Raw genomic sequence first — 16,405 nt, forward strand, 5'->3', positions numbered from 1 at the left:
CGATCCCCCCTTCAGCAAGGTTGCAAACGCCGTTGAAGTCGGTCACTCTTGCGGGGTCCGCCGTCGCGGCGATCTCCCGGCCGCAACGAGCCGGTCCATTCCTGCTCTTGCAAGGCAAGCATGATACGGGACGGCTGAAAAGCCACGCAATTTCTGAAGCGTTCGCATGGTCCGCTCGAAGCCCGCGTGGAGGCTCAAAGATGCTCTATACTCTTGCTCTTCTCATCGGCATTGTGGCGGGTCTTCGTACGATGACAGCACCGGCGGCCGTGAGTATCGCGGCAACGGCCGGCTGGCTGCCCCTTGCCAATAGCTGGGCCGCCTTCATGGGGTTCCGCTTTGCACCCTACATGTTCGGCCTTCTCGCTATTATCGAATATGTCACCGACCAGCTCCCGAACACGCCGAGCCGCACGGTTCCGCAGCAGTTCGGGGCGCGGATCGTGAGCGGCGGCTTCTGCGGGGCGGCGATGGCCACCGTCGACGGCTCACTCTTTGGCGGCGCGGTTGCCGGCGTGATCGGCGCCGTCATTGGTACGTTCGGCGGCTTTGAGTTCCGCAAGCGCCTGGCTGCGAGGCTTGGAGGCAGGGACCTCCCCGTCGCCCTCCTCGAAGATCTGGTCGCCATTCTCCTGGCATTCTGGGTGGTATCGTCATGAGCACGCATTTCGACGCAATCATCGTCGGCGCCGGCCAGGCCGGGCCGTCCCTCGCCGGCCGGCTGACGGAAGCCGGCAAAACCGTGGCGCTCGTCGAGCGCAAGTTCTTCGGCGGCACCTGCGTCAATACCGGCTGCACGCCGACCAAGGCCATGGTCGCCAGCGCCTATGCGATCCATACGGCCCGACGCGGCGCGGAGTACGGGATGACGACCGCGCCCGTGTCCGTGGACTTCGACCGCGTGATGGCGCGAAAAGATAAGATCCGGCTCGATTCCCGCTCCAGCGTGGAGAAATGGCTCAAGGGCATGACGAACTGCACCGTCTTTGAAGGCCATGCGCAATTCGAGGGCCCGCGAGAAATGCGCGTCGCCGACGAAGAAATTTCCGGCGAGCGGATCTTCTTGAATGTCGGTGGCCGCGCCGCGGTCCCCGATCTCCCCGGCATCAACGACATCCCCTATCTCACCAACAGCTCGCTCATGGAGCTCAATCATCTGCCGAAACATCTCGTCATCATCGGCGGCAGCTATGTCGGGCTGGAATTCGCGCAAATGTTCCGCCGCTTCGGATCCGACGTCACCGTCATCGAGAAGGGGCCGCGCCTGATTTCGCGGGAAGACCCGGAGGTCTCCGACGCAATCCGTGCCATTCTCGAGAAGGAGGGCATCCATATCCGCCTCAATGCGGAATGCATCCGCTTCGCCAAACAGGCAGACGGCATTTCCGCGGGCGTCGACTGCACCTCGGGCGCGCCGGAAGTCGTCGGCTCGGACGTGCTGCTGGCCACCGGCCGCCGCCCCAACACCGACGATCTCCGCCTCGACAAGGCAGGGGTCAAGACCGATGAGCGCGGCTATATCGAGGTCGATGACGTCCTGCAAACCAATGTGCCGCATATCTTCGCGCTGGGCGACTGCAATGGCCGCGGCGTTTTCACCCACACTGCCTATAACGATTTCGAGATCGTCGCGGCCAACCTCCTCGACAACGACCCGCGCAAAGTCAGCGATCGCATCCAGACCTATGCGCTCTACATCGATCCGCCGCTTGGCCGGGCCGGCATGACGGAGAGCGAGGCTCGCAAGAGCGGCCGTAAGCTGCTGATCGGCACGAGGCCGATGACGCGGGTCGCCCGCGCGGTCGAGAAAGGCGAGACGGAAGGGTTTATGAAGGTGATTGTCGACGCCGACACCGAGGAGATCCTCGGGGCCGCCATTCTCGGAACCGGCGGCGACGAGGCGGTCCACAGCGTGCTTGACGTGATGTATGCAAAGGAGCCCTACACCACGATCAAACGGGCCATGCACATCCACCCGACAGTCACGGAGCTGATCCCGACGGTGTTGGGCGAGCTTTCGCCGGCGACCTAGTGCACGTCGCCCAAAGGTATGCAGCGGTTTTGGACAACGACGTGCATGAAAACAAACTAAAGCGCGTTGCACGAACACGATTAAACGCGACGCGCTTTAGCGCATCGGCCCGATCATTCCCTGCCGGTCCGACCGTGCCAGGGGTCCGGGCCGGGATCGCGTCCAGCAGCGACCTCGGCCAGCCGGTCGAGATAATGGGCCCAGCCTTCCGCATGACCGGCGCATTGCTCGGCAGTGGGCAGGCCCGAATGGGTCAGGCGCAAAAGTGTGCCGTCCGGCTGCTCGACGAGGTCGATCTCGACCAGGCTCGAGGCCGGCGGCACGATATCGCTGTCGTCCCAGCCGAAGCTGTATACCAGCCGGTGCACCGGCACCACTTCGCGGAAGGAGCCACGGGCACAGCGTGCGCCGGTAACATTAACGAGATAGAGACCGCCGGGATGCGGCTCGACCTCGGCCTCCGTTCCCATCCAACGCAGGATCTTCTCCGGATCGGTCAGCAGGGCGAACACCGCGGCGGGCGGCGCCGGAATGTGCGTCTCGCGGCGGACGACGAGGGCTTCTTGCATCGGTCTCCCCCTATGGTGATGACGGCAATGAACGACTTCAGCCGACCTGACCTGTGATGGTCGCTGCAGCGCTTCGATTTGTTGCCTGTCATTGTCCTAAAAACGAGGTCAATTTAAGGAGACGGGCAGCAGGCGCCGCGCCGAGCTCCGCAGCGAAACCCGCATCGATCCAGACCGCCGGAGCCGAACGCTCCACCACCTCGCGCGGATGACAGGCCTGTGCCCGTCACGCTATGATCGCCGGCATGGATCTGCCCGCACCTCTCGCCTGGCTCCTGGACGAGGCCAGTGGCTCGATCGGCCCCGACCGGTTTCTGGCCGAGCTCGGCGAACGACTATTGGCCGACGGACTTCCTTTGGCCGGCGGGGCCCTGACGCTGGCGGTGCCGCATCCGATCATTGCCCGCCGCACCTGGCTGTGGCGGGCGGAGACCGGGGCGGTCATCGAGGCGCTCGGCTTTGCCGGTGCTCTACCCACTGAGGATGGGCGAAACTGGCTGACCGGGCTTGGTCCGGTTGAGGAGGTTGCGATCGGCCGGACGCCGGACGGGCCGGTTCTGGGCTGGGCCGGAACACGACCATTCGCCCCTGCCGAAGCCGGTCAATTGCGCCAGGCCGCGCGCTTTGCCGCAGCGCCCTTGGCCGCCTTGACCGAGCGGGCGGCACTGACGGGGCTGCTGGAGGCCTATCTCGGAAAGCGCAGTGCCGCCCGGGTGCAAGCCGGCGCGCTCAACCGCGGCACGGGAGAGATGATCCGGGCCGCCCTGCTTTACGCCGACATGCGCAACTTCACCGCCCTTTCGGAGGCGAGCGAACCGGCTGCGATGATCGCCGACCTCGACGCCTGGTTCGACCGGGTCGCCGGAGCGATACATGCTTTCGGCGGCGAGGTATTGAAGTTTATCGGCGATGGCGTGCTGGCAATCTTCCCCGTCACGCATGGGCCGGCCGAAGCCTGCGAGGCGGCATTGCGTGCGGTCGTCGCCGCCCGCGCCGGCATGGCCCATCTCGATGAGCGGCGGCAGGCGCGGGGCCTGCCGCCGCTCCCCTATGGCACGGCGCTGCATCTCGGCGATATCCTGTGGGGGAATATCGGCGCGGTAGACCGGCTGGATTTCACCGCCATCGGCCCCGCGGTCAACCTTGTCAGCCGGCTGGAGGGCCTGTGCCGGCCTCTCGGCCGATCGGTGCTGATTTCGGGGGCGGTCGCCGCCGAAACAGCCACGCCGCTGCTGCCGCTCGGCGAGCATGCGCTGCGCGGCATCTCATCCCCCTGCGCCGTCTTCACCCTGCCGGATGCATGAACGGCGCACACTCACATCTTGTCATTGAACCACCGCAACGACATGCAGGAGAGCCCGGCATCGATCTTGCCGATATCCGTGGTCTTCAACGGCGCGACCCGATAGCCCGCGTTGTCGAGCATCTCGATCGTGCGCGGAAAATCCGAACCGACCATGACGACATCGTTGACGCGGAGCGCATTCGCCGCCGCCTCCTCGCCCTCCGGAACGATCATCTGCCGGAATGCCTTGAATACGCCCGAACGCGTGAGGCGGCTGGTCGTAAGTACCGTCTCCTCGTCGAGGAGCGAGCAATCGGTCTTGAAATGCAGCACGCCCTCGGGCGTCGCGACGACCTCGCTCTTGCGACCAAGCTTTTCGAGACTGGCCTTGAGCGCCTCGGCGCCGACCCTGTCAGTGCGGGCGGAAAGGCCGATCATGACCCCACGCGCCGTTGTCAGCACATCGCCGCCGTCCGCATAACCGTCCGCTAGTCTGAGAACCACATCGAACATGTCGTGCAGGGTCGGCGCTATCGCGTCGACCTCCTTCAGGCGCGTCGGAGCGCCCGGTCGCAGGAGGATTGCGCCTTCCGAGAAAACAAGCGCCGGATCCTCGACGAAAACGGAGTCGGGGAAAGCGGGGAGCGGCGGCAGGACGGTGACCTTTGCGCCGGCACCGCGCATCGCCTCGATATAGGCTTCGTGCTCCGCCTTGACGCCCTCGTAAGTTGGGCTGCCGCGATCCTCCGCACGCAACCCATTGACGACGCTGAGCGAAGGTTCACGGACAATGACCGAATTGAACTCGAAGACGGCAGCCGGAATCAAATCTGTTCCCTCCATGGTTTGTTTCCCAAGCAGATTGCGCGGCTTCGCCGACGTCCTGCTCACCTTTTGTTTTGTCGGAATGCCGTGGGACGCCCTCTTCCCCGTTCAGCCCGAAACCCTGCTCACGAATTCGGGGTTGCCCCGCAGGCTATTGCTGATCGTGCAGATCTCGTTTTCCGCCGCCACGGCGATGGCTTGACGAACCACATCATCGAGTTCGCCCTTGATGGTCAACTCGATATCGAAGCGCGCAATGCGAGAGGGCTCATCGTGGGCCTTCTCGCCGGTGACCCTGGCAGAGACCTCGTCCAGCCGGTCGAGGACGCCGAATCGGCTTGCAGCGTCACGAGCGCCGAGGACAAGACAACTCGCAAGCGAAGCATAGAGAAGGTCGAGCGGATCGAAGCCCGGCTGCGACGGGCTGGTGACGACGTCGAGCACCCCGCCCGACATCGAGGCCACATTCGGGAAACCCGTTCGCCCCACCACGGCGGTGGCGCCCGTATGCCGGCTCGTAAGATTCAGCTCCATCATGGTCGGCTCCCATCCTCGAAACGAAGACAGTATTCCAGCAAAGACGCGGTTCCACCAGCGTCCTGCTGGCATGTACCTTCAGCCGATTGTGTTTTCAGTCCGACTCCGGAGGAATGACACCCTTCGTGAGAAGGAAGCAGCCGTAGAAACGGGTTTCGCCCGTTGTAATGACGCAATAGGCTTTCTTGGCAGCTTCGTAGAAAGCGAAACGCTCGATGCCGTACATGGGCGCCGGTTTTCCCTCGGCACGGTCGATCTCGGCCTGTACCTCGCCCTGGACCGGCGGGATCTCGCCGGGTGCTCCCATCACTTCCATCCGACCGACCGAGGGCTGAAGCGGCGTGTCGAGCGGGAGAACCGAAAGCACGGCCCTCATCGCCCGGGCGGCCGAGACATTGTCGATGTGCAGCAATTTGCCGAGCGTCGTCTGGCGGGCAATCGCATCCGACGGGAAATTCGTGTCGGAAATCACCAGTGTGTCGGCATGCCCCATCGAGCGCAGGGCATGCAGCACATCCGCGTTTAGAGCCGGGTCGATATTCTTGAGCATTCCTGTCCTCCTGCCAATGCGCCGCGGGCGGAAGCCGACGGCAGCCTCGCGGCATCAGGCCGTTTCCGCCGCCCGTCGTCAACGGCCTTTCCGCTTTCTCCACTGCTGCGAGCTTCGGCGCTACTCGCCGTAGGGAATCCAGATGTTCTTCACGTCCACGGCCCTGCGCAGAAATGCCGGGCCTTCGGCGGCGGATCGATCCATCCAGTCGATTGCCTTGCCGTAGTCGACGAAGGTGCGCTTCAGATTGCCGGTCGAGAGCTTCTCGACGAGCGTCGACAGTTCCGACGAGCCGCAAGCCCAGAGCGCGTCGACGTCGTTATGCGCAGCAAGCGTCTTTGCGAGTTCCACCGCCGAGCCGGTGACGATGTTGACGACGCCGGCCGGGACGTCGGAGGTTTCGAGGACCGAGTAGAAATCGGTCGCGGCAAGCGGATGCGGTTCGCTCGGAACGGCAATAACACGATTGCCGACGGCGATCAGCGGCGCAACCAGGCTGATGAAGCCCAAGAGCGGCGCCTCTGGCGGGCAGATGACGCCGACGACGCCCTGCGGCTCCGGCATGGCCAGCGCAACGCCCCGCAAGGGCGGCTGGTGCACGGTACCCTCGTATTTGTCCGCCCAGGCGCCATAGCTGAAGAGCCGCGCAATTGACGCTTCGACCTCGGCTTTCGCGTTGGCTGCGGATGCACCGGTCATCGCGACGATGCGATCGGCAAACTCCGCCACCCGGGAGCTCAGGTTCTCGGCAATGTAATAGAGGATCTGCGCCCGGTTGTGCGCGGTTGCCGAGCTCCAGGCGGATGCCGCTCGCGCGGCGACGACGGCGTTGCGGATATCCTTGCGATTGCCCTCACCGACCTCGCCGACCGGCTTGCCCTTGGGCGACAATATCGGGCGCGAATAGTTTCCGTCCGGCCGCGCCTGCTTGCCGCCGATGAAGAGCTTGGCGGTGCGGTCGAGCGCCGGCAAGCCGAAATCGCCGGCGACCGGTTTCAGAGCCGGTTGAACCGGCTCCAGTCTCAGCTTGCGGCCGAGCCAGGCTTTCGGCTTCAGATATTCGTAGCAGCCCTCCTTGCCACCCTCGCGGCCGAAGCCGGATTCGCGTTTACCGCCAAAGCCGCTCGAGGCGTCGAAGAGATTGGTGGCGTTGACCCAGACGACGCCGGCCGCGAGCTTGGCCGCCACGTGCAGGGCAAGCCCGATCGTTTCGCTCCAGACGCTGGCGGCAAGGCCGTAGCGGGAATGGTTGGCGAGCTGGATCGCCTCCTCCGGCGTGCGGAAGGTCATGGACACAACCACCGGCCCGAAAATCTCCTCCGTAGCCACGACGGAGGTCGGCTGGACGTCCGTCAGCAGCGTCGGCGGGTAGAAGCTGCCGCCCTTGGGCAGTTCGATCCTCGGCTGGTGCATGGACGCCCCCTCGGAAACACCCTTTGCGACCAGAGTTTCGATCCGCTGCAATTGTACCGGCGCAATGATCGCCGCCATGTCGATCGCCTTGTCGAGTGGAAGGCCGACGCGCAACATCGCCATACGTCGCTTCAAGCGCTCATGGAAGAGCGGCGCCACGCCTTCCTGCACGAGCAGACGGGAGCCGGCGCAGCAGACCTGGCCCTGATTGAACCATATCGCATCCACCACGCCTTCGACGGCCGCGTCGATGTCGGCGTCGTCGAAGACGATGAAGGGCGACTTGCCCCCGAGCTCCAACGTCAGCGACTTGCCGCTGCCGGCGGTCTTCTCTCTGATAAGCCGGCCAACCTCCGTCGAGCCGGTGAAGGCGATCTTGTCGATGTCCTCGTGTTCGACGATCAGCGCGCCGGTCTCGCCCTCGCCCGTCACGACGTTCAAAACGCCCGGCGGCAGCCCGGCCGCACCCGCCAGCTCGGCGAAGAGCAGCGCCGTCAGCGGCGTGAACTCTGCCGGCTTCAGGATAACCGTGTTGCCGAGGGCCAGTGCCGGCGCGACTTTCCAGGCCAGCATCAGGAACGGGAAGTTCCAGGGGATCACCTGGCCAACGACTCCGACGGGAACGTGGTCGGCGAATTCCGTTTCCTGCAGCTGCGCCCAGCCGGCATGGTGATAGAAGTGCCTGGCTGCCAGCGGAATGTCGATGTCGCGCGTCTCGCGGATCGGCTTGCCGTTGTCGAGCGCCTCGACCACTGCAATCAGGCGCGCATGACGCTGGATCATGCGGGCAAGCGCGTAAAGATGCCGCGCACGGGCGTGGCCGGGCAGCTTCGCCCAAGGCGCTTGCGCCTTGCGGGCGGCGGCAACCGCGGCGTTCACGTCCTCCGATCCGCCGAGCGCCACCTTTGCCAGCAGCGTGCCTGTCGCGGGCTCAAAGCTGTCGAAGGTCTTGCCCGACGCTGCGGCGACGAATGCGCCATTGATGAAGTGGCCGAATTCGCCGTCGTGCCGCGCCAGCCATTGGCGCGCCTCGGCGTCGGCTTCGGGTGCGGGACCGTAGGACATTTCGTCAAAAAACCTGGCGACGCTCATCGCTTTATCCAATCGGGTGTCTGTGGAGGGCCGAATAGGCGCCGCTGACATGGTGTTCGAGCTGGCGCTCGATGTCGGCCAGCAGGCTTGATGCTCCGATGCGGAAGAGATCCGGCTCGAGCCATTCCCGCCCGAGCTCCTCCTTCATCAGGAACTGGTAGTTCAGCACGTCCTTCGCCGCCGAGATGCCGCCGGCCGGCTTGTAGCCGACCTTGATCCCCGTCCGCTCCTGATAGGCGCGGATCATCCTCAGCATAACGAGGGTGACAAGCAGGGTGGCGTTGACGCCTTCCTTGCCAGTCGAGGTCTTGATGAAGTCGGCGCCGGCCATCATTGAGACGAGCGAGGCGCGGGCGACGTTGCGAAGCGTCTTGAGATCGCCGGTCGCGAGGATCGCCTTCACATGGGCATCGCCGCAGGCGGCCCGGAAATCGCGCATCTCGTCATAAAGCGCCTGCCAATTGCCGGTCAGCACATGCTCGCGGGTGATCACGATGTCGATCTCCCGCGCGCCATCCGCGACCGATGCTTCGATTTCGCGAAGCTTGACGTCATGCGGCACGAGCCCCGCCGGAAAGCCGGTCGAAACGGCGGCGACCGGAATGCCGGAGCCTTCGAGCGCTTCCACCGCCGTCGAGACGAAGCGATGGTAGACGCAGACGGCACCCGTCGTTATGTCGCGATCGCCCATGCCGAGTGCATCGAGGAGGTCCAGACGTATGGGGTGACGCGCCTTGGCGCAGAGGCGCTTGACGCGCTCCGTCGTATCGTCGCCATTGAGCGTGGTGAGGTCGATGCAGGTCACCGCCTTCAACAGCCACGCGGCCTGCGCGTCCTTCTTGACCGTGCGTCGGCCGGGCAACGTCGCCACGCGCCGCTCCGCCGCCGAGAGATTGACGCGCTGGTCGAGCACCCAGCCCAGATCAAGGTCGACCCCGTCATTGCGCGGCCAATTATGGCCCGCGCCCACGGGAGGGGCGGCAGCGGCGCCCCTCACAGCAAGCTCTTCCAAGCGACTACTCCCTGGTGCCGAGGTTCGCCGGGCAGCCGCTCTCGGCACGCACCGGCATTGTTACGTTTCTACCTTTTGTTAGATTTCCATCATTTTTCGCCCGAGTCAAGAGACGGTTCGGCCGGTCTGCCGCCCAGCATACATCAGTTCGCGCGAAGCGCGGACTCGCCATCCTCGGTGATCACCGACCGGAACGCTTCCATCGGCGCAAAGAAGGCCGGCTTCAACTTGCCGATCTTGCTCTTGTCGACCACAAGGTAATTCTCGCGGGCGAGCGAAATCACCTTCCGCTTGACCGGCACCTCATGAAAATGCACGCAGCTTGCGCCCCTTGCCCTATCGACGCCGGCGGCCGAGAGAAAGGCGACGTTGATGCCGAGCTGCTCCAGCGTCTCCAGTCCGGCCCCGCCCGAAAATGAAGCCGAGGATGGATAATAGACGCCGCCCAGCATGACCATGCGGACATTTGGCTTTCGCGTCAGCCGTTCCGCCGTGTTCATCGAGTAACACACGGCTGTTACTGGATAATTTTCCGGGATCAGGTCGACCAGATATTCGAGCGTGGTGCCGCAATCGATGAAGATCGTCTCCTCTGGGCGAATATGTCTGGCCGCGTGGGCGCAGGCATTCCGTTTGGCCGCGGCGTGGCTGTCGGCCGCGCGTGCAAGCTCGTAAGGCGCATCGCCCTCGATATCCGCGGCCGAAACGATGTGACCGCCGAGATAGCCGAAAAGGCCGGGATTGTCGGCGATATCGCGGCGGACGGTCATCTCCGATACGCCGAGAAGTGCGGCCGCCTCCTTCAGATGCAGCACCCGCCGCGCAGTGACGGCATCCGCCAAGGTGGCAATGCGCTTCGTCTTGCGATTGGTCATCATCCCTCGTGGTGCAGGCAGCGCCAGATCCCTTACAAATGGCCTCGTCAGATTCTGTTATAATTATCACAAATCGTGCTCCAGCGGCAAGAGCGGAGGCGGCGCTGTCGATTGGAACGGCTGAGGCCTGCCGCTGGTCGCGGAGTCTCGGCGCGCCTGCGCTGCCCGTCACAGGCGCAAGGCAGAGCGCAAATCGGTTCCCTTCTCTGCCGACCTGAGGTCAAGATCGGCCTCGATGTGATTAATGTGCTCGACCATCAGCGCGCAGGCCGCGTCGACGTCCCTTCTCTCCAGCGCGTCGACGATCTGCTGATGCTCGTCGTGGCCGCAGCTTGAAGCCACCGAGCGACCATAGAGTGCGATGACGAGAGAGGATCGGGCGACGAGCTCGTCCATGAACCTCTTGAGGATGGCGTTGCCGCTGATTTCGGCGATCGCCAGGTGAACATCGCCGGAGGCCTTGATCTCGGCGCGGCGGGCGGCGGCACCGCGCTCGTTTCGCAGTCTTTCCTCCTCCGCCAAATGCAGCTGCAGGTGCCTGATCTCGGCCTGGCCGATGCGTTGCGCCGCCTCGCGCAGGATCACGGGCTCGACGAGCCGACGCGCCGCGAAGATCTGTTGCGCCTCCAGGATCGACGGATGGGCAACAAATGCGCCGCGGTTCTTCTCGACATTGACCAGCCCCTCATAGGAGAGCGCCTGAAGGGCGGCGCGAACAAGAGTGCGGCTGACATTGAAGAGGCTGCCGACGTCGGTCTCCGACAGCTTCGTTCCCGGCGCTAGCCGGCGCTCGACGATCGCCTCGCGAATCGCATCGCGAATATGGTGGGCGTCGACATCGATGGCGGTTTCCGCCGGAGACGAATTGGGTGGAGTCATAAGGCTGCGAATCCGACCGATACAATTGCGGGCATTCGACCCTAGCGCGTGGTCGCATGGAAGTTAACCGCAAACTGCGCGCAATCCGCATTTTGTTTTGTATACAATATAAGCGCTCGCTGGCGACAAACGCCTATTAAATGTGCAACCAATGTCGCCTTTTCCGGGGACCGAGCCGAGGCGGGATGAACTTGCCCGCGAATTCGGGCCTTTTGCAAACTGGCACGCTTGATGCTTCTGCCCTGCTGTAACGAAAGGGGCCCCATGTCCAAGGCAGCAGAAATCGATATTGCTTCCGTTTCGAAGGTCTACGGCGCAACGACCGCCGTCCACGAGATCAGCCTGAAGATTCCGGCGGGCAGCTATTGCTGCTTCCTTGGCCCGTCCGGCTGTGGCAAAACCTCGACGCTGCGCATGATCGCCGGACATGAAAGCATCACCTCCGGTGATGTCCGCCTTGGCAATGTCGTCGTCACCGATTTCCCGCCCGCCAGGCGCGGCACGGCCATGATGTTCCAGTCCTACGCGCTGTTTCCGCATCTTGACCTGGTCGACAATGTCGCCTTCAGCCTGAAAATGAAGGGAGTCGCGAAAGACGAGCGCCGCGCCAAGGCGCTGGAGATGCTGAAGTTGATGCAGATGGAGGCCTATGCGGCGCGCCGCCCGGCGCAGCTTTCGGGCGGACAACAACAGCGCGTGGCGCTCGCCCGAGCGCTTATCACCGACCCGGAAGCGCTGCTGCTCGACGAACCGCTCTCCGCCCTCGATCCGTTCCTCAAGATCCGCATGCGCGCGGAGCTCAAGAAGCTGCAGAAGACCCTCGGCATCACCTTCGTGCATGTGACGCACAGTCAGGAGGAGGCGATGGCCCTCGCCGACCTGATCGTCATCATGAACAACGGGCGCATCGAGCAAGCGGCGGCCCCGCGGACTGTCTTCGAAAAGCCCGCCACCGCCTTCGTTGCCCGCTTCATGGGCGACCACAACGTGCTCTCCGGTCGCGTAACCTCGATCGATGACGGAATCGTGACGCTGACAGGGCCGGAGGGCCAGAGCTTCACGGTCCGCAACACCGCCCAGGAAGTCGGAAAATCGATCGATATCGGCATCCGCACCGACCGCGTGCGTCTCGAGCTGGCGTCGAACAAGTCGCTCGGCTTCGAGGGCGCCGTCTCGAATGTCGAGTATCGCGGCGCATCCGTAAAGATCACCGTCATCGGCGCCGGCAGCGACGACTTCACCGTGGTCGTCTCCGATGCCGACTATTTCAGGAAGCCCGTATCGACAGGCGATGCGGTTTCCTTGAGCTGGGCCCTGGAGGATGCAATCCCCCTCGGCCGCGTGTCAGCCTGATGCGGGGACAAGAAGCTGCGAATTGCGCCTGTCCCGCTCCATCCGATCCATGCACCACCAAAGGGGAACGAAAGCATGACGACTGAAACGAAGACTGCCACGCCCGCAAAAGGCATTTCGCGGCGTTCGCTACTGAAGACCGGAGCGGCCGCCGTCGGTGCGATCGCCGGCTCGGGCGCGATCACCGGCTTCCCGACGATTTGGGCGCAAAACCCGATTACGCTCCGCCAGTTCGGCACCGGCGTTTCCAACATCAACGCGATTGCCGAGAAGTGCAAGGAAGACCTCGGCATCACGCTGGAAATGACGGCGACCGATTCCGACGCCGCCGCCCAGCGCGCCGTCACCCAGCCGGACTCCTACGACATCGCCGACATCGAATACTGGATCGCCAAGAAGGTCTTCCCAACCGGCGTCATGCAGCCGATGGATGTCTCGAAGATCAAGTATTACGACAAGATCGTGCCGCTCTTCATCGACGGCAAGCTCAAGCCGGACAGCGTGATCGCGCAAGGCACCGCCCCGCACACGGTCGGCTTCGTCGAGGCGCAGGACTCCAAGGCCTTCGCCAAGGAACCGACGCAGTGGATGACGCTGATCCCGACCATCTACAATGCCGATACGCTCGGCATCCGCCCGGACCTCGTCGGCCGGGAGATCAGCAGTTGGGCCGACATCATGGACCCGGCCTTCAAGGGCAAGACGGCGATCCTCAACATCCCGTCGATCGGCATCATGGACGCCGCGATGATCATGGAGGCCCTGGGCAACATCAAATATGCCGACAAGGGCAACATGACCAAGGAGGAAATCGACCAGACGATCGACTTCCTCATTAAGGCCAAGCAGGACGGCCAGTTCCGCGCCTTCTGGAAGTCCTTCGACGAGAGCGTCAATCTCATGGCCTCCGGCGAGGTCGTCATCCAGTCCATGTGGTCGCCGGCCGTCGCCGCCGTGCGGTCGAAGGGTATCGCCTGCAAATACCAGCCGCTCAAAGAGGGCTACCGTGCCTGGGGCGGCGGCCTCGGCCTCGCCGCCCACCTTGAGGGCGCACAGCTCGATGCGGCCTATGAATATATCAACTGGTATCTTTCCGGTTGGGTCGGCGCCTACCTCAACCGCCAAGGCTACTACTCCGCCGCCATGGAAACTGCCAAGGCCCACATGTCGGAGGACGAATGGGGCTTCTGGGTCGAAGGCAAGCCCGCCAAGGGCGACATCCTCTCGCCGGAAGGCAAGATCATGGAAAAGGCCGGCGCCGTTCGCGACGGCGGCTCCTTCGAGGAGCGCATGGGCAAGGTCGCCTGCTGGAACTCGGTGATGGACGAAGACCGCTACATGGTCCGCCGCTGGAACGAGTTCATCGCGGCGTAATGAGCGCCCTCGGCACGGGCCTTTTGCCCCTCTCCTCGGCTTCAACCCGAGGAGAGGGGCAGTTTCCAAGGCAATACTGAAAGAGGATTGAGAATGACGGCAGTCGCAACCTCAGGAGAGATCAGGACCGGCAATCCCCGCCGCTCCCTCGCTGCGCTTGGTCGGCTCACCACCTATCTCCAGGCCACGCCCCTCCTGCTGATCCTCGGTTTCTTCTTCGTCCTGCCGATCCTGATGATCATTGTCGTCAGCTTCTGGGATTATGACTTTGCCGGCCTCTATCCCGACTTCCTGACAATGAACTATACCGACACACTCGGCTCCTGGGTCACCTGGAAGACCTATCTCAACACGCTGAAATTCACGGTCCTCACCTGGGCGCTGACGCTCGTTATCGGCTTCTGGGTCGCCTATTTTCTTGCCTTTCACGTCCGTACGACGACGATGCAGATGGTGCTCTTTCTCGTCTGCACCGTGCCCTTTCTCACCTCCAATATCATCCGGATGATCTCCTGGATCCCGGTCCTTGGCCGTAACGGTCTCGTGAACTCCGCGCTGATCGAGCTCGGCATCGTTCCCGAACCGGTCGAGTGGCTGCTCTATTCCGACTTCGCCGTCGTGCTTGCCATGGTGCACCTGAACACGCTCTTCATGGTGACGCCGATCTTCAACACGCTGATGCGCATCGACCGATCGCTGATCGAGGCGGCGCGCGACTGCGGCGCCTCCGGCTGGCAGGTCCTCTGGAACGTCGTCCTGCCGCTCGCCAAGCCCGGCATGGCGATCGGCTCGATTTTCGTGGTGACGCTGGTGATGGCCGATTTTTCGACGGTCCAGGTGATGTCGGGCGGACAGAGCGCATCCGTCGCGCTGATGATGAAGAACCAGATGTCGCTGCTGCAATATCCGGCTGCAGCCGCCAATGCGGTCGTCCTCCTGATCGTCGTGCTGCTTATGGTCGCCGCGATCCTCAGGGTCGTCGATATCCGCAAGGAGCTCTGAGATGAACCGTGAATCGCGCACCAAGGAATTCTACATTCTCGCGATCTTCTTCGCGCTGTTCGTCCTGTTCCTCTACGGTCCGCTGTCGGCGATCCTCATCCTCTCCTTCCAGGGGCCGGATGGCGGCCTCACCTTTCCGCTGAACGGCGTTTCGCTGCACTGGTTCTACAATCTCTTCGAGAAGCAGGCGGTCGGGGATTTCGGCGCTTCGTTCCGTCGATCCTTCACGCTCGGGCTTATGGTCATGGTCGCGAATGTGGTCGTCGCACTGCTCGCGGGCCTCGCCTTTCGAAACAGGTTTCGCGGCTCCACCGCTCTCTTCTATCTGACGGTCGCAAGCCTCGTCGTACCCTCGATCATCATCTCGCTCGGCATCGGCGTCGTCTTCCAGCAGTTCGGGCTCAAACCCGCCTGGTATTCGTCCGGCTTCGGTGCGCACCTGACCTGGACGCTGCCCTTCGGTGTGCTGATCATGTTCGCCGTCTTCAACCGTTTCTCGCCGGCCTATGAGGAGGCCGCGCGCGATCTGGGCGCCACGCCCTGGCAGACCTTCCGCCACGTGGTGCTGCCGATGATCGCGCCGAGCCTCATCGGCGTCGGCCTTTTCGGTTTCACCCTCTCCTATGACGAATTCGCCCGCACCCTGATGACGTCCGGCACCTACAATACCCTGCCGCTCGAAATCTACGCCATGACAACCAATGTGACCACGCCGGTGCTCTATGCGCTGGGCACGGTCACGACGCTCTTCTCCTTCACCGTTATCCTCCTCACCGTCACAGTCATCCTTCTGCTGCGGCGCCGGCAAGCAAAGTCAGGCTGACATCCATGCGCATCCTGATCGTCAACCCCAACACCACCGTCTCGATGACCGAGAAGGCAGCAGAAGCCGCACGGGCAGTCGCCGGCCACGGCACGGAGATCATCGCCGCCACATCGAAGACCGGGCCGACCTCGATCGAGGGGCACTATGACGGGGCGATTGCCGTGCCCGGCCTCCTCACGGAGATCCGCGACGGCGAGGCGGCAGGGGCGCATGCCGCGATTATCGCCTGTTTCGACGATACGGGGCTCGACGCCGCGCGCGCGCTTGCCGACATTCCGGTCCTCGGGCTTTGCGAATCCGCGGTGATGACCGCCGCCCTCCTCGCCCAGCGCTTCACCGTCGTCACCACACTCGAGCGCTCCCGCGTCCTGATAGAAAACCTCATCCGCCACTACGGCATGGGCGGCCGGGCGAAGGTTCGCGCTGCCGATATTCCGGTTCTGGAACTGGAGGATGAAGCCTCCGGCGCGATCCAGAAACTCAGACGCCAGATCGAGCGCGCGCTGGAGGAAGACGGCGCCGAGGCGATCGTGCTCGGCTGCGCCGGCATGGCCGACCTCGCCCGTTCCCTCCAGCGGGACTATGGCGTGCCTGTCATCGACGGCGTGGCGGCGGCGGTCAAACAAGCGGAAGCACTGGTCGCGCAAGGGCTCAAAACCAGCAAGCGCAGCTCCTATGCCGCACCGCTTCACAAACTCTATACCGGCACCATGCGCGGTTTCGCACCGAGCGGCTCCTGAACCCCCGCCGACGCGTGCCTATGGTTGCAACAGCCGGCTGG

General features: G+C 63.7%; 16 protein-coding genes. 8 read left to right on the top strand and 8 right to left on the bottom strand.

Translation table 11 applies throughout. From position 1 onward, the window contains the following. The first annotated feature begins 200 nt into the window (after positions 1–200). The gene (locus AC4P1R_RS19495; protein ID WP_151613686.1) at positions 201–659 is read left to right on the top strand and encodes a DUF4126 domain-containing protein; all 459 of its coding nucleotides are present in this window, start codon (positions 201–203) and stop codon (positions 657–659) included. Then, complete coding sequence (locus tag AC4P1R_RS19500; protein WP_151613687.1) at positions 656–2,032, top strand: FAD-containing oxidoreductase; 1,377 nt, start codon at positions 656–658, stop codon at positions 2,030–2,032. The genes AC4P1R_RS19495 and AC4P1R_RS19500 overlap by 4 nt, the downstream gene beginning before the upstream one ends. A 113-nt stretch (positions 2,033–2,145) precedes the next feature. Here the strand turns inward: AC4P1R_RS19500 and AC4P1R_RS19505 are convergent, their stop codons facing one another. Continuing rightward, on the bottom strand, positions 2,146–2,601 hold the full coding sequence (locus AC4P1R_RS19505; protein ID WP_151613688.1) for an SRPBCC family protein: 456 nt from the start codon (positions 2,599–2,601) through the stop codon (positions 2,146–2,148). 245 nt (positions 2,602–2,846) lie between these two features. Here AC4P1R_RS19505 and AC4P1R_RS19510 point away from each other — a divergent pair, with 245 nt between their 5' ends. Beyond that, the gene (locus AC4P1R_RS19510) at positions 2,847–3,905 is read left to right on the top strand and encodes an adenylate/guanylate cyclase domain-containing protein (RefSeq protein WP_151613689.1); all 1,059 of its coding nucleotides are present in this window, start codon (positions 2,847–2,849) and stop codon (positions 3,903–3,905) included. Between the two features lie 11 nt (positions 3,906–3,916). On the opposite strand, the gene AC4P1R_RS19515 is transcribed toward AC4P1R_RS19510, so the two are convergent. From AC4P1R_RS19515 to AC4P1R_RS19545, 7 genes are all read right to left on the bottom strand, one after another. Further along, entirely contained in the window at positions 3,917–4,729 is an 813-nt protein-coding gene (locus AC4P1R_RS19515) for a dimethylarginine dimethylaminohydrolase family protein (RefSeq protein ID WP_151613690.1), read from the bottom strand. 90 nt (positions 4,730–4,819) lie between these two features. Then, the gene (locus AC4P1R_RS19520) at positions 4,820–5,248 is read right to left on the bottom strand and encodes an OsmC family protein (protein WP_151613691.1); all 429 of its coding nucleotides are present in this window, start codon (positions 5,246–5,248) and stop codon (positions 4,820–4,822) included. A 94-nt stretch (positions 5,249–5,342) separates the two neighbouring features. After that, a complete protein-coding gene (locus AC4P1R_RS19525) occupies positions 5,343–5,798 on the bottom strand; it encodes an RbsD/FucU family protein (RefSeq protein ID WP_151613692.1) in 456 nt (151 codons plus the stop codon). 120 nt (positions 5,799–5,918) lie between these two features. Continuing rightward, positions 5,919–8,303 (bottom strand): aldehyde dehydrogenase family protein, encoded by a 2,385-nt coding sequence (locus tag AC4P1R_RS19530; RefSeq protein WP_151613693.1) that lies wholly within the window; start codon positions 8,301–8,303, stop codon positions 5,919–5,921. Positions 8,304–8,307: 4 nt separating this feature from the next. Next, positions 8,308–9,315 (bottom strand): deoxyribose-phosphate aldolase, encoded by a 1,008-nt coding sequence (gene deoC, locus AC4P1R_RS19535; RefSeq protein WP_151613694.1) that lies wholly within the window; start codon positions 9,313–9,315, stop codon positions 8,308–8,310. A gap of 143 nt (positions 9,316–9,458) precedes the next feature. Next, positions 9,459–10,190: a DeoR family transcriptional regulator gene (locus AC4P1R_RS19540; protein ID WP_069456987.1), complete on the bottom strand. Its 732-nt coding sequence runs from the start codon at positions 10,188–10,190 to the stop codon at positions 9,459–9,461. Positions 10,191–10,358: 168 nt separating this feature from the next. After that, positions 10,359–11,069: a GntR family transcriptional regulator gene (locus AC4P1R_RS19545; RefSeq protein WP_151613695.1), complete on the bottom strand. Its 711-nt coding sequence runs from the start codon at positions 11,067–11,069 to the stop codon at positions 10,359–10,361. 264 nt (positions 11,070–11,333) lie between these two features. On the opposite strand from AC4P1R_RS19545, the gene AC4P1R_RS19550 reads away from it, so the two are divergent. The 5 genes from AC4P1R_RS19550 (at position 11,334) to AC4P1R_RS19570 (ending at position 16,364) form a co-directional block, all read left to right on the top strand. Continuing rightward, positions 11,334–12,422 carry an ABC transporter ATP-binding protein gene (locus AC4P1R_RS19550; protein ID WP_151613696.1) on the top strand — a complete coding sequence of 363 codons (1,089 nt, stop codon included), beginning with the start codon at positions 11,334–11,336 and terminating at the stop codon, positions 12,420–12,422. A 75-nt stretch (positions 12,423–12,497) separates the two neighbouring features. Then, a complete protein-coding gene (locus AC4P1R_RS19555; protein ID WP_151613697.1) occupies positions 12,498–13,796 on the top strand; it encodes an ABC transporter substrate-binding protein in 1,299 nt (432 codons plus the stop codon). A gap of 93 nt (positions 13,797–13,889) precedes the next feature. Continuing rightward, the gene (locus AC4P1R_RS19560; RefSeq protein ID WP_106407745.1) at positions 13,890–14,798 is read left to right on the top strand and encodes an ABC transporter permease; all 909 of its coding nucleotides are present in this window, start codon (positions 13,890–13,892) and stop codon (positions 14,796–14,798) included. A 1-nt stretch (position 14,799) separates the two neighbouring features. After that, on the top strand, positions 14,800–15,621 hold the full coding sequence (locus AC4P1R_RS19565; protein ID WP_069456958.1) for an ABC transporter permease: 822 nt from the start codon (positions 14,800–14,802) through the stop codon (positions 15,619–15,621). A 5-nt stretch (positions 15,622–15,626) separates the two neighbouring features. After that, entirely contained in the window at positions 15,627–16,364 is a 738-nt protein-coding gene (locus AC4P1R_RS19570; protein ID WP_151613698.1) for an aspartate/glutamate racemase family protein, read from the top strand. The last annotated feature ends 41 nt before the right edge of the window (positions 16,365–16,405 follow it).

The sequence above is a fragment of the Sinorhizobium sp. Y406 genome (genome assembly GCF_058732025.1).